Origin of the sequence: Nocardioides sp. SLBN-35 (genome assembly GCF_006715725.1) — a bacterium.
Lineage (GTDB): Bacteria > Actinomycetota > Actinomycetes > Propionibacteriales > Nocardioidaceae > Nocardioides.
The window spans coordinates 23,270-36,337 of the sequence record NZ_VFNU01000001.1 but is presented as its reverse complement, the minus strand read 5'-3'; the positions used below and the strand labels follow the sequence as shown (position 1 = coordinate 36,337).

The window sequence follows — 13,068 nt, the reverse complement described above, 5'->3', positions numbered from 1 at the left end:
TCGGATCCGACAGTCGCACCGGGCGGCTGCTGACGAACGGAGAGAACCTTGGCACCACGCACCTCGCGCCGCGCCCCGAGCTCGACCTCGCGTCCCTCGGAGCGCGGGGTCACCACCGCGGAGTACGCCGTCGCGACCGCCGCCGGCGCCGGCTTCGCCGGCCTGCTCTACAAGCTGCTCAGCGGCGGCTTCGGCGACAAGCTCATCAAGACGCTGTTCGACCATGTCCTCAACCTGCTCGGGCTCGGCTGACCGCCGCACCCGCACCCGGGCGGGCGAGCGGGGTGTGGTGACCGCCGAGCTCGCCCTCGCCCTGCCGGTCCTGCTCGCCGTGACCGCGGGCCTGGTGTGGCTGCTCGCGGTTGCCGTCGCCCAGGTCCGCACGGTCGACGCCGCCCGGGAGGCGGCCCGCGCCCTGGCCCGCGGCGACGACGCCGGCGAGGCCGTGGCACTGGGCGAGCAGGTGGCACCCGACGGGGTCCGGCTGTCGGTCTCCCGGTCCGGCGACCGGGTCGTGGTCCGGGCCCGGGGCCGGATCTCGGGTCCGGGCGGGCTGTTCGACGCGATCCCGGGCGCGAGCGTCCACGCGGAGGCGGTCGCGATCACCGAGGGCGGCCAGGAAGGAGGAGGTCCGTGAGCCACCGCGGTGCCGCGACGGTGCTGGCCGCGGCGATGGCGGGCGTGCTCCTGCTCGTCGGGGCGGCGACGGGCGTCGTCGGCGCGATCGTGGTCGGCCACCGGCGGGCACAGGCCGCGGCCGACCTGGCCGCCCTCGCCGGCGCCACCGCACTGGGGCACTCGGGACGCGATCCGTGCTCGGCCGCCGCGGAGGTCGCCGAGGCCAACGGCGCCCTGATGGAGACGTGCCAGGTCGACGGCGCCGACGTCCTCGTCGAGGTGCGGGTCGATGGTCCCCGATGGCTCGGCCAGGACCGTGACCTGCGCGCGGCCGCGCGGGCCGGGCCCGACGGAGAGGAGCCGCCGCCGGCGTGAATCGAGGCTGAAGGGCGCGGTCAGCCCTCGTCGTCGGCGAGCTCGTTGCGCCGACGCTCTAGCTCGACCTGGTCGAGCTTGTCGGACAGCTCGGTGAGCCGCTTCTGTTCCTTGCGACGCCTCCAGCCCTGCTTGGCGCCTGCCTTCATCATCCACAGGCCGGCCACGACGAGGAGGGTGGAGACGGCGCCCCACAGCACGAGGGTCCCGGGTGCGACGTCCCAGTTCATGATCTCGGCGGACCGGTGCTTGTAGTCGATGCTGGCGCCGAAGAAGCTGAGCACCAGCCCGATGACACCGACGACCAGGATGACCAGTCCGAGAAGCAGCATGGCGGCAGGATAGTCCGGAGGAGTCGAGGGCGGACGTCGGCGCGCTGCCGGGCGGTCGCCCGAAGACGGCCGCCCGGCAGGTGTCGGTCGGCGTCAGCTCACTCGCTCACGCCGGCGGTGAAGGCGCCGGACCCGGCGTACGCCTTGACGACGAGCCGGTAGGTGCCGGCGCTGTTGTCGTAGCTCAGGGACTCGTCGGGGCCGGAGCCGGTCGAGGAGGCCACGGTGATCCAGTACCCGGAGTAGGACCGCTGGAGGTAGAGGTCGAAGTCCGTTCCGGTCGGGCCGTCGAGGCAGGCCTTCAGCTGGCCGGCGTCGGAGTCGGTGAACGAGGCGAGGTTCTTCGACTGACCGGCGCTGAGGGTGCCGGAGTAGGCCAGTGCTCCGGTGCAGGTGCTGCCCCCGCCCCCGCTGGGGTTGACCGTCCAGGTGAAGGAGGCCGTGCCGGTCTTGCCGGCGGCGTCGGTCACCTTCGCGGTCACCGAGGACGAGCCCGCCGTGGTCGGGGTGCCGCTGATGACGCCGGCCGAGGTCGCGCTGAGCCCTGCAGGGAGACCGGTCACGGTCCAGGTGTACGGCGCCGTGCCACCCGTGGCGCGCAGGGTGAGCTGGGTGATCGCGGTGCCCTGCGTGGCGGTCTGGTTGCCCGGGCTGCTGACGGTGGGGCTGCCCGCGGGCGGCGTCGCCGAGCAGGCCTCCGTGCCGGCCGCCACCGCGATCGCCGAGAACGCGTTCGCGATGCCCTCGCAGATCGACGGGTCGTTCGGGTAGAGGTCCTTGGCCGACTTGATGGCGCCGTTGCGGGCGTCGGCGTACCTGCTGTTGGAGGTCAGGTAGACGCTCAGCGTGCGGTACCAGATCTTCTCGGCCGCGTCCCGGCCCACGCCGGTGACGGTCGAGTTGTTGCAGGTCGGGCTGTTGTAGGACACCCCGTTGATGGTCTTGGCTCCCGATCCCTCCGAGGCCAGGTAGAACCAGTGGTTGAGCGGACCCGAGGAGTAGTGCGGGTCGAGGTTGCCCAGGGTGGAGGACCAGCAGTCGCGCGACTGGCCGTCCTTGGACGGCTTGTCCATGTACCGCAGCGGGGTGCCGTTGCCGCGCAGGTCGAGCTCCTCGCCGATCAGGTAGTCGGCGACGTCGTTGCTGTTGTTGGTGTGCCACTCGACGGCGGTTCCGAAGATGTCGGAGGTGGCCTCGTTCAGGCCACCGGCGTCGCCGGAGTAGACCAGTCCGGCGGTGTTCTCGGTGACGCCGTGGGACATCTCGTGGCCGGCGACGTCGAGCTCGACCAGCGGCGCCGCGTTGCCGGCACCGTCGCCGTACGACATCTGCTCGCCGTCCCAGAAGGCGTTCTGCATCGCGTTCGCGAAGTGCACCCGCGAGCGGGCGCCGCGGCCGTCGCCCCAGATGCCCGCCCGGCCCTGCACGTCGTTGTAGTAGTCGAAGGTCATCTCGGCGCCGTACTGCGCGTCGACCGCCGCCGAGGCCCGGTCGCTGGAGCTGCCGTTGCCCCAGATGTCGTCCGCGTCGACGAACACGTCGCCGGCTGGTCCCTGCCCGGTGTTGGGGTCGCCCTGGTTGTGTACGTCGGTGGCGTAGTTGCCGTGCTCGTCGCGGATCTCGTAGCCGCCGCCGGTGTGGGCCTGCGTGCCGATGTCGACCGTCCCGACGTAGATGCCGTGGCCCTCCCCGGTCTGGATCTCGTCGTAGGACGTCAGCACCTTGCCCGAGTCGCCGTCGACGATCGTGTGCAGGCGAGAGGGCACGCCGTCGCCGCGCACGCCCTCGGTCAGCACGTCGTAGGCCAGCGTCCGCTCGCCGCGCACGGCGTAGACCACGACATCGCTGCTCTGGTCGTCCTTGGTCGCGTTCTGCGCCGCGAAGGCCTTGTTGGCCTTGGTGGTGGCCTTCTTGCGCGCGATGCCCGGTGTGATCGAGGGGACGGCGACCTTCTTGGCGTTCCAGGTCACCCCGACCTGCTTGCCGGAGGCGTTGAAGTGGACCACGAGGTCGCCGCCGAGGACCGGCAGTCCGCGGAAGGTGCGCTCGTACCTGACGTGCTTCGCGCCGGAGGGATCGCGGACGACGTCCTTGACGATCAGCTTCTGCTGACCGCCCAGGCCGATGGCCGACCGGACCGCACCGGCCTGCTTGCGCGCCTGCTTCAGGTCGCGGTCGCGGTTGCCTGCGGCCGCCGACGGTGTGGCCGACGGTGTGGCCGCCGACGGCGAGGCTGCCGTGGTGTGGGCAGTGGCGGCCGATGCGTCGGAGATCGCCGCGGCGAGTCCTGACGTGGCCAGCACCGCGGCGGCGAGACCGCCGATGACGTGTCGATTCATGCTGTGTGCTCCCGAGTTCGACAGACCCTGACCGGGTCCCGATCCCCTCCCGGACGAGAGGGACGGTGAGCAGATTCACAGCGTCCGAGAACGACGGTCAATCACTTCGCGGTGGCCGGAAACGGGCGCTGTCCGGAACTGGACAGGCGACCGGGCCGATCGCAGCCGGGCCGATCAGAGCCAGCCGTTGCGTGCGGCCTGCACCCCGAGCTGGAACCGGCTGGCCGCGCCGAGCACCTCCTGCAGGTGGGCCAGGCGCCGGCGTACGGTGCGGTCGCTGACGCCGAGCTCACGAGCGATCGCATCGTCGGTCAGGCCCGCGGCCAGCAGGGTCAGCAGGGAGCGGTAGGCCTCGACCGGTTCCTCGGTGTCGAGGCCGTGGGGGTGGACGGTCAGCGGCGACGACTGGCGCCAGTAGGACCAGAAGATCGACGACAGCACCTCCAGCAGGCTGGACGGGTGGACGACGAGCATGTCGCGCCGCCGGTCGCCCAGCCGTGGCAGGGTGACCAGCCCCAGGTGGTCGTCGGCGATCGTCAGGTTGACCGGGACCTCCGGGAACAGCCGCGCCTCCTCACCGGCATCGATGCACGAGCGGACCACGCTGATCGCGACCGGGTGCTGCACGATCGCCGCCCCGTAGACGATCTTGTAGCTGACGCCGCGCGCGATCGACTCGTAGAACCCGGCCATGGCGGTCGGCTCCGGTCGCACGCGCTCGTCGCCCACCGGCCCGATCGAGAGGGCACGAACCTCCCGGGTGGCGCCGGCGATCAACGCGTCCTGGGCGGCGTCGCAGGCCGCGTCCGACTGGAGGACCTGGAGATAGCTGGCGTCGTCGTGGTGTTGCCGCCACAGCTCGGACAGCGTCTGCGCCATCTGGTGGGCGCGGGCCGCCTCGGCGGCGCGCTCGGTCGCCAGCAGGTCGAGCACGGGGTACGGCGGGCGTGCCACCGCGTGGTCCCGGTCCCGCTCGGCGAGGCCGATCAGCTCGAGCTCGTCCAGGGTGACCTCGACCTCGAAGGCCGGGAGTCCGACGCGGGCGCTGAGCGTCTCGACGGTGGTCGGCCCCCCGGCGACCAGGTTGCGGTAGAGGTCTTCTGCCTGCATCGACATGCGGCGAGCGGCAGGCGCAGGCCTGGGCAGGTCAGCGGTCGTCACGAATCGCCCCCGGTGGCAGTCGCAGCGATGATCTGGTCAGCGAGCCACACTACTGATCATCCGGCGTCAGGTCACCGGGTGTCGGCGTCAGGTGCCTCGCGGAGCAGCACGTCGAGCAGGGCGACGGCGCCGGCCTTGTCGAGCGGGTCGTTGCCGTTGCCGCACTTCGGCGACTGGATGCACGACGGGCAGCCGGTGGCGCACTCGCAGGCCGCGATCGTCGCCCGGGTGGCCCGCAGCCAGGCCGCGGCGGTGCGGTACCCGCGCTCGGCGAAGCCCGCCCCACCCGGGTGGCCGTCGTGGACGAACACGGTGAGCACGCCGGTGTCGGGGTGCCGGGCGGTGGACACGCCGCCGATGTCCCAGCGGTCGCAGGTCGCGAACAGGGGAAGCAGGCCGATCGAGCAGTGCTCGGCGGCGTGGGCCGCGCCGGGCAGGTCCGCGGGCACCAGCCCGGCGCCGGTCAGGAGGTCGCGGACGACGTCGTCCGGCACCGTCCACCAGACCGCTGCGGTCGACAGGGTCCGCGCCGGCAGGTCGAGCGGCTTCTCGTCGATCACCTCTCCGGTGCGGGTGCGCCGACGGAGGTACGACGTGACCCGGCTGGTCACCTCGACCGTCCCGAACGAGACCCGGCACGGTCCCCAGTCGGCGTGCTCGCGCTCCGCGACGATCTCGATGTCGGTGACGTCGCGGGCGGTCGTGGTGTGGTCGACGTCGGCACGGCGCAGGGTGGCGACGTGCTCCTCGAGGTCGAGCGACTCGACGAGCCAGGTCTCGCCGCGGTGCAGGTAGACCGCGCCCTCGTGGGCGGTGCTGTGGGCGCGGGCGCCGTCGACGGTGCCGACCACGCGGCCGGTCACCGCCTCGACGAGCTGCACCTGGGCGCCGCCGGTGGATCGGATGTCGGCGAGGTCGGCGGCGCGGGCGCGGTCGGTCCAGTACCAGCCGGCCGCCCGGCGGCGCAGCAGCCCGCGCTCGACGAGCGAGCCGAGCACCTCCCGCATCCGGGGCCCGAACAGCGCCGCGTCCGCGACGGTGACCGGGCTCTCCTGGGCGGCGGCGCACAGGTGCGGCCCCAGGATGTAGGGGTTGTCGGTGTCGAAGACGGTGCCCTCGACCGGCCGGCCGAGCAGCGCCTCGGGGTGGTGGACGAGGTAGGTGTCGAGCGGGTCGTCGCGCGCCACGAACAGCCCGAGCGCCCCGCCGCCGTCTCGTCCCGCGCGGCCGACCTGTTGCCAGAACGCGGCCCGGGTGCCGGGGTACCCGGTCACCACGACCGCGTCGAGGCCGCTGATGTCGATGCCGAGCTCGAGCGCGTTGGTGGCAGCCATGCCGAGCAGCCGCCCGCTGCGCAGGTCCTGCTCGAGGGCGCGGCGCTCCTCGGGCAGGTAGCCGCCGCGGTAGGAGTCGACACGCCCGGCCAGGGACGGATCCACCTCCTCGACCAGCTCGGCCGCCCGGCGGGCCACGGTCTCGACGCCGTGCCGGGAGCGCACGAACGCCAGGGTGCGGACGTCCTCGACCACGAGGTCGGCGAGCAGGTCGGCGGTCTCGGCGGTGGCCGGTCGGCGTACGGGCGCGCCGTTCTCGCCCTGGTACGACGTCAACGGCGGCTCCCACAGCCCGAGGGCCAGGGCACCGCGGGGCGAGCCGTCCTCGGTCACCGCGGTCACGTCGAGCCCGGTCATCCGGCGCGCCGTCACGTCGGGGTCGGCGACCGTGGCGGACGCCAGCACGAACACCGGCGACGCGCCGTGGAGCTCGCAGATCCGCCGGAGCCGGCGCACGACCTGGGCGACGTGGGCGCCGAACACGCCGCGGTAGTGGTGGCACTCGTCGATCACGACGTAGCGCAACGACCGGAAGAACGAGATCCACCGCTCATGGCCGGGCAGCAGGGAGCGGTGCAGCATGTCGGGGTTCGAGAGGACGTACTCCGCGTGGTCGCGGGTCCACTCCCGCTCCTCGGCGGTGCTGTCGCCGTCGTGGGTCGCCACCCTCACGTCGAGCCCGAGGTCGCGGATCGCCGTCCACTGGTCGTGGGCCAGCGCCTTGGTGGGGGCGAGGTAGAGCACCGACGCGCCGCGCTGCCCGCGGGGGCCGCGGGCGGCGCGGATGTCGGAGAGCGCGGGCAGGAGGTACGCCAGCGACTTGCCGGACGCCGTACCGGTCGCCAGGACGACGTGCTCGCCCCGGTGGGCCGCCTCGGCCGCCGCCACCTGGTGCTGCCAGGGACGCCCGACCCCGCGAGCGGCGTACGCCGTGACCACCGCAGGATCGGCCCACGCCGGCCAGTCCGTGAGGGCCGCGGGCCGCGCCGCAACTCGTTGGCGGTGGGTCAGCCGGTCCGCCCGCGAGGGCAGCGCGACCAGCCGGTCGAGCAGGGCCTCGGGGTCGCGTCGCCGGGCCGGGGCGACGTCGAGATCGGGCTGGGCACTCACCCTCCGATTGTCCCCCGGACCCCCGACACGAGCCGAAGGCATACCGACAGGATGTCCGCTCCTTGCGCGTGCGCGCGCTCGGCATGGTTTGATAAGTGCCACCAGACGGAGAACTGCTATCCCGGGGTGAGGGTCGTGAATCTGACACTGTCGACGCGCGAGGTCGGTGGGCGCACCGTCGTTGCCGTGGGTGGCGAGATCGACGTCTACACCGCCCCCAAGCTCCGCGACACCATCACCGAGCTCGTCGCCGGCGGCACGTACGACATCGTCGTCGACATGCAGGCGGTCGAGTTCCTCGACTCCACGGGCCTCGGCGTCCTGGTCGGCGGCCTGAAGAAGGTCCGCGCCCACGACGGCTCCCTCGAGCTGGTCTGCAACGCCGACCGGCTGCTCAAGATCTTCAAGATCACCGGCCTGGCCAAGGTCTTCGTCATCCACGACTCGGCAGACGCCGCTCTCGCCTGAGTCGGGTTTCGGCGCTGGGCTGATGCGCTGCGTGAGCGACTCACGGTGTTTGTTTGGCGCTCGCTTCGCTCGCGCATGTCGCGCCGCCTTCTGACGCCGTTTCTTCCTCCCCCGCGCGCTTCCTCGTTCCTCGGTCGCGCGCTCCTCCGTGCAGAAACGGCGGGCGGCGCGACGGAACCCCCGTCAGCGGCCCGTCGCTCGTAGTCCATCGCTGTGACGCGCGTCACAACCTCCATGTGTTCTGCGCCACACTCTGCGTAGACTCCGGGCACGATCTCAGACCTGGCCCCCGTGGCCGACCCTGAACCCCCCGCAGGAGGCAGTCGTATGCCCCATCCGTTCGTCGTCCCGCAGGTAGCAGATGTCGACGTCACCGGGGGCGATCTCGCCCTCGTGGCGATCGTCGCCGCGATCGCTCTCGGCTCGCTGGGGATGGCCGTGCTGTTCAGATCGGAGGTCCTCCGCGCCGGCGAGGGCACCCCGAACATGCAGCGGATCGCCCAGGCCGTCCAGGAGGGGGCGAACGCCTACCTCACCCGCCAGTTCCGGACCCTGACGATCTTCGCGGCCATCGCGTTCGTCGTCCTGCTCGCGCTCCCGGCCCATACGGCCGACGGCGCGACCGGGCTCCAGTCGGAGTGGGCCGTCCGGATCTCCCGGTCGATCTTCTTCCTGGTCGGAGCCGGGTTCTCGGGGGCGGTGGGCTACCTCGGCATGTCGCTGGCGGTGCGCGCCAACCTCCGGGTCGCGGCGGCGGCCAACGAGCAGGGACGCGACCCGGCGATGAACATCGGGTTCCGCACGGGTGCCTTCGTCGGCATGTTCACGGTGGGCCTGGGCCTGCTCGGCGCGAGCGTCGTGGTGATTGTCTTCCAGGAGACGGCGCCCAACGTGCTCGAGGGCTTCGGGTTCGGCGCCGCGCTGCTCGCGATGTTCATGCGCGTCGGCGGCGGCATCTTCACGAAGGCGGCCGACGTCGGCGCCGACCTGGTCGGCAAGGTCGAGCAGAACATCCCCGAGGACGACCCGCGCAACGCGGCGACGATCGCCGACAACGTGGGCGACAACGTCGGTGACTGCGCCGGCATGGCGGCCGACCTGTTCGAGTCGTACGCCGTCACCCTGGTCGCGGCACTCATCCTCGGTTCGCAGGCGTTCGGCGACAAGGGCCTGGTGTTCCCGCTGATCGTCCCGGCGATCGGCGCCCTGTCCGCGATCGCGGGCGTCTACCTCACCAAGCCGCGCGCCGGCGAGAGCGGGCTGAAGACCATCAACCGGGCCTTCTACATGTCGGCCGCGTTCGGGGCGGTCGCGAGCGCGATCGCTGCGTTCGTCTACCTGCCGGGTGAGTGGAGCGAGCTGGGGTCCGGAGCCTCGGCCGACCTGTCGCCTCCGGTGTTCGCGGCCGGCGCTGTCGCGATCGGCATCGTGCTGGCGGCCGCGATCCTCGCGCTCACGGGCTACTTCACCGGAACGGAGCACCGGCCGGTCAAGGACGTCGCCCGGACCTCGCTGACCGGCCATGCCACGGTCATCCTGTCCGGCCTCTCGGTCGGCTTCGAGTCCGCGGTCTACACGGCGATGGTCATCGGCGCCGCGGTCTTCGGGGCCGCGCTGCTGGCGGGCGGCTCGACGGGTCTCGCCCTGTTCGCGGTCGCCCTGGCCGGCTGCGGCCTGCTGACGACGGTCGGCGTCATCGTCGCGATGGACACCTTCGGGCCGGTCTCCGACAACGCGCAGGGCATCGCGGAGATGTCGGGTGACGTCAGCGAGAACGGCGCGCAGATCCTCACCGAGCTGGACGCGGTCGGCAACACCACCAAGGCGATCACCAAGGGCATCGCGATCGCCACCGCCGTGCTCGCCGCGAGCGCACTGTTCGCGTCGTACACGCAGAGCGCCTACGACGAGGTGGGCCCAGCGCTCGACAAGGAGTTCCTCGTCTACGACGCGAAGCTGATCGTCGGCGCGCTCCTCGGCGCCTGTGCCGTGTTCCTCTTCTCCGGCCTGGCGATCAACGCCGTCGGCCGGGCGGCGGGCGCCGTGGTGATGGAGGTGCGACGCCAGTTCCGCGACATCGCCGGGATCATGGAGGGCACCGCCCGCCCGGAGTACGGCCGGGTCGTCGACATCGTCACCCGAGACTCGCTGCGCGAGCTGGCCACGCCGGGGATCCTGGCGATCCTCGCCCCGGTGGCGGTGGGCTTCGGTCTGGGGGTCGGTCCGCTGGCCGGCTTCCTGGTCGGTGCGATCGCGACCGGCACCCTGATGGCGGTGTTCCTCGCCAACGCAGGTGGCGCCTGGGACAACGCGAAGAAGCTGGTCGAGGACGGGCACCACGGCGGCAAGGGGTCCGAGGCACACGCCGCGACCGTCACCGGCGACACCGTGGGCGACCCGTTCAAGGACACCGCGGGCCCGTCGATCAACCCGCTACTCAAGGTGATGAACCTGGTGTCGCTGCTGATCGTCGGCGCGGTCGTCAGCCTGTCCTACGGCGAGAACGAGAACGACGTCGTGCGGATCCTCATCGCGGTGGCTGCCGCTGCCGGGATCTTCGCCGCGGTGTTCGTGTCCAAGCAGCGGGTCTCGACGATCGGGGACGACGCACCGGAGCCGGCGAACGCCGAGTCCGCCTGATCGTGCGCCGTCTGCTGGCCGCGCTGGCGGCGACCCTCGTGGTCGTCGCCGGCGCGGCCGTCGTCGTCCCGGCCCACGCAACGACCACCCGAGTGACCGCGTCGGCGTACGTCCAGACCTCCGTCGTCATCGGTACGTCGGCCCGCGGCCGCCCGATCCGCGCGTACTACCGCGGCGAGGAGGGCGCGCCGTACGTCCTGCTCGTGCTCGGCCAGATGCACGGTGACGAGAAGGACGGCATCGCCACCGCCCGCTGGATCCGCGACCACGCCCACCCGCGCCCCGGCACCGGCGTCTGGGTGGTGCCGACGCTGAACCCGGACGGCAACGCCCGCGGCACCCGCACCAACGGCCGCGGCGTCGACCTCAACCGCAACTGGCCCACCAGCGGCTGGTCGGGTGCGGGGCGCGGATCCCGCTACTGGGGCGGTCCGCGGCCCGGAAGCGAGCCCGAGACCAAGGCGATGATCGCCTTCCTGACCCAGGTCCGGCCCGACCGGATCGCCTCGATCCACCAGCCCCTGCGGGCGATCGGCCGCGGCGGGCACGGGAAGTGGGAGAAGCGGCTGGCCCGGTTCCTCCACCTGCCGCGCCGCCACCTCGGCGTCGGCAACCCGTCCGGGACCGACTCCCCGACGCTCACCGCCTGGTACGACACCACCCTCGGCGAGCACGGCGCCGCCACCACGATCGAGTACGGCGCCCGCACCAGCCACCGCTACCGCACCAAGGTCGCCGGCCGCGGCATCCTGCGCGCCGCCCGCATCCACTGACGGCCCCGATCGGCCGCCGAGTGCGAACGGGGCCCGGCCGCCGAATGGCGACCGGGCCCCTGTGCTCGCGCGACGTCGTGCGGCGTGTCAGCGGTGGATCTTGACCGTCCGCTGCCCGCCATGCACCGTGACCAGGGCCTTGGTGACGGCCTTCTTGCGCAGGAGCTTGAGTCCCTTCTTGGTGGCCTTCACGGTGATCACCTTCTTCTTGCCTGCCGGGATCGAGTAGCCCTTCGGTTTGGTGATCGACTTGCCCTTGACCGTCACGGTCGCCACGCCCGTGCATGCCGCTCCTGCGGCGCACTTCACGGTGATCTTGATCCGCTTGCCCTGGAGCTTGAGCGCGCCCTTCGGCTTCACGACCGTGGCGGTGCCAGTGTCGGTCGCCGGTACGAACGGCGCGAAGGTGGTCACGGAGTTGCCGAGGCTCGGGGCGTGCGCGATGACGTGCACCCGACCGGCGGTGTCGACGTCGACGTCGCGCGGACCGAAGGAGCCGAACGGGGCGGCGTTGAAGGCGCCGATGCTCGTCAGGTAGCCGCCGGTGCCGGTGAAGACCTGGACGCGGCCACCCTGAGCCGCGCCGTCGGCGTAGTCGGCCACGTAGACGTTGCCCTGGTTGTCGGTCGCCAGACCGCGCGGCCAGTGGAAGCTCCCCGGCGTCGTGCCGAGCTGACCCCACTTGCCGAGGAACACGCCGGTGGCGCTGAACCGCGAGACGCGGTTGTTCCATCGCTCGCCGACGTAGACATCGCCGCCGGGACCGACGGCGATGGACTGCGGGTTGTCCAGCTGGCCGTCACCACTGCCCGAGCTTCCCCAGCGGCCGAGGAAGGTGCCGGTTGCCGAGTAGCGGATGACCTCGTCGTCGACCACGTCGGTCACGTAGACGTCGCCCGTGGTCGGGCTGACAGCAACGTCGGTGACTCCGATGTTCTCGACGGGGAAGTAGGCGCGCTGGCTGAGGTCGGGCATGAAGACGGTGACACCGTCCTCGTCAGCGAGGTAGAGGTGGCCCTGCGGGCCAACGTCGATCCCGTCCGCCTCGGCGACGTCGACACTGGCGAGCAGTGCGCCGGACGGGCTGTAGCGCTTGACTCGGTCGAAGACGGAGTCGGTGACGTAGACGTCGCCCGTAGTCACATTGACCGCGATGTCGTTGTCCCCGTCGACGACGAACTGCCGCACCGGCTGGTAGCCCTGCCCGGGGGTGACAGCGCTGCCGGGGGCGGGCGCACCGAGCACGGCCAGGCCGAGCGCCGTCGCTCCGGCCACGGCGAGGTTCGTCGTGCGACGACGGAGTCTCCGGCCGCTTCTTCCGTTCAACTGCATTGCCAACGTCTCCTCCACGGGCGTCGAAGGTGCGGCCAGGTTCGACCGCGCCGGACACCTGCCCGCGAGAGCCATCACCAAACACTGGTCGGTCAGGCGGAGGTGTGCGCCACGTGGTCGTTCAACGGCTCAGGCGAGCCCGTCGAACGGCCTGACCTCGACCGTGCCCCGGCACACCCGCGACGCCTCAGCGGCCAACCTGAGCGCCACGTCGAGGTCGGGCACCTCGATCACCCAGAACCCGGCGATCGCCTCCTTGGTCTCCAGGTACGGCCCGTCGGTCATCACCGGCGTCTCGCCCTGCCCGTCGACCACGGTGGCGGTCGTCGCGGGGGCCAGGCCGCCGGCGAAGACCCAGTAGCCGTCGTTCTTCAGCTGCTCGTTGAACGCGCCCGTCTCGGCGAAGGACTGCTCCATCTCCTCCTTCGACCCGTAGCCGTAGAACTCGTCGGTCATCTCGGTGGGTCCGTGCACGGACATCAGGTACGTCGTCATGTCGTCGCTCCTCGTTCGGGCGGTCCCGATGACCGCCTCCTGTCCTCACCACGAACGCCACCACACGGATCCGACAGCCGCCACCCCGAGA

General features: G+C 71.9%; 12 protein-coding genes. 6 read left to right on the top strand and 6 right to left on the bottom strand.

All coding sequences use genetic code 11. The features are described 5' to 3' along the window. The first annotated feature begins 48 nt into the window (after positions 1–48). Genes FBY23_RS00200 through FBY23_RS00190 form a run of 3 tightly spaced genes read left to right on the top strand, consistent with a single transcriptional unit; the run spans position 49 to position 993 of the window. Complete coding sequence (locus FBY23_RS00200) at positions 49–252, top strand: DUF4244 domain-containing protein (protein WP_141796309.1); 204 nt, start codon at positions 49–51, stop codon at positions 250–252. Next, on the top strand, positions 224–637 hold the full coding sequence (locus FBY23_RS00195) for a TadE family type IV pilus minor pilin (RefSeq protein ID WP_141796308.1): 414 nt from the start codon (positions 224–226) through the stop codon (positions 635–637). Before FBY23_RS00200 ends, FBY23_RS00195 begins: the two co-directional genes overlap by 29 nt. Continuing rightward, the gene (locus FBY23_RS00190; RefSeq protein WP_260805654.1) at positions 634–993 is read left to right on the top strand and encodes an Rv3654c family TadE-like protein; all 360 of its coding nucleotides are present in this window, start codon (positions 634–636) and stop codon (positions 991–993) included. Before FBY23_RS00195 ends, FBY23_RS00190 begins: the two co-directional genes overlap by 4 nt. 20 nt (positions 994–1,013) lie before the next feature. Here FBY23_RS00190 and FBY23_RS00185 read toward each other — a convergent pair whose 3' ends face one another. The 4 genes from FBY23_RS00185 to FBY23_RS00170 all read right to left on the bottom strand — a co-directional run bounded on the left by FBY23_RS00185 (position 1,014) and on the right by FBY23_RS00170 (position 7,269). Then, complete coding sequence (locus tag FBY23_RS00185) at positions 1,014–1,325, bottom strand: hypothetical protein (RefSeq protein WP_141796307.1); 312 nt, start codon at positions 1,323–1,325, stop codon at positions 1,014–1,016. A gap of 98 nt (positions 1,326–1,423) precedes the next feature. Continuing rightward, positions 1,424–3,664, bottom strand: coding sequence for a M4 family metallopeptidase (locus tag FBY23_RS00180; protein ID WP_141796306.1), 2,241 nt, complete (start codon positions 3,662–3,664; stop codon positions 1,424–1,426). 174 nt (positions 3,665–3,838) lie between these two features. Further along, positions 3,839–4,825: a LuxR C-terminal-related transcriptional regulator gene (locus FBY23_RS00175; protein ID WP_349016712.1), complete on the bottom strand. Its 987-nt coding sequence runs from the start codon at positions 4,823–4,825 to the stop codon at positions 3,839–3,841. A 71-nt stretch (positions 4,826–4,896) separates the two neighbouring features. Then, positions 4,897–7,269: a DEAD/DEAH box helicase gene (locus FBY23_RS00170; RefSeq protein WP_260805653.1), complete on the bottom strand. Its 2,373-nt coding sequence runs from the start codon at positions 7,267–7,269 to the stop codon at positions 4,897–4,899. Between the two features lie 135 nt (positions 7,270–7,404). Here FBY23_RS00170 and FBY23_RS00165 point away from each other — a divergent pair, with 135 nt between their 5' ends. From FBY23_RS00165 to FBY23_RS26290, 3 genes are all read left to right on the top strand, one after another. Beyond that, positions 7,405–7,737 carry an STAS domain-containing protein gene (locus tag FBY23_RS00165; RefSeq protein ID WP_141796303.1) on the top strand — a complete coding sequence of 111 codons (333 nt, stop codon included), beginning with the start codon at positions 7,405–7,407 and terminating at the stop codon, positions 7,735–7,737. Between the two features lie 327 nt (positions 7,738–8,064). Next, positions 8,065–10,377: a sodium-translocating pyrophosphatase gene (locus tag FBY23_RS00160; RefSeq protein WP_141796302.1), complete on the top strand. Its 2,313-nt coding sequence runs from the start codon at positions 8,065–8,067 to the stop codon at positions 10,375–10,377. Positions 10,378–10,379: 2 nt separating this feature from the next. Beyond that, the gene (locus FBY23_RS26290) at positions 10,380–11,150 is read left to right on the top strand and encodes a M14 family zinc carboxypeptidase (protein WP_141796301.1); all 771 of its coding nucleotides are present in this window, start codon (positions 10,380–10,382) and stop codon (positions 11,148–11,150) included. Between the two features lie 87 nt (positions 11,151–11,237). Here FBY23_RS26290 and FBY23_RS00150 read toward each other — a convergent pair whose 3' ends face one another. Beyond that, a complete protein-coding gene (locus FBY23_RS00150) occupies positions 11,238–12,425 on the bottom strand; it encodes an NHL repeat-containing protein (protein ID WP_160158115.1) in 1,188 nt (395 codons plus the stop codon). 186 nt (positions 12,426–12,611) lie between these two features. Continuing rightward, complete coding sequence (locus FBY23_RS00145; protein WP_141796299.1) at positions 12,612–12,977, bottom strand: YciI family protein; 366 nt, start codon at positions 12,975–12,977, stop codon at positions 12,612–12,614. Positions 12,978–13,068: the final 91 nt, after the last annotated feature.

Coding starts and splice junctions, on each gene's coding strand:
- FBY23_RS00180 (WP_141796306.1), bottom strand. CDS start 3,664: ATGAATCGACACGTCATCGGCGGTCTCGCCGCCGCGGTGCTGGCCACG.
- FBY23_RS00145 (WP_141796299.1), bottom strand. CDS start 12,977: ATGACGACGTACCTGATGTCCGTGCACGGACCCACCGAGATGACCGAC.
- FBY23_RS00160 (WP_141796302.1), top strand. CDS start 8,065: ATGCCCCATCCGTTCGTCGTCCCGCAGGTAGCAGATGTCGACGTCACC.
- FBY23_RS00185 (WP_141796307.1), bottom strand. CDS start 1,325: ATGCTGCTTCTCGGACTGGTCATCCTGGTCGTCGGTGTCATCGGGCTG.
- FBY23_RS00195 (WP_141796308.1), top strand. CDS start 224: ATGTCCTCAACCTGCTCGGGCTCGGCTGACCGCCGCACCCGCACCCGG.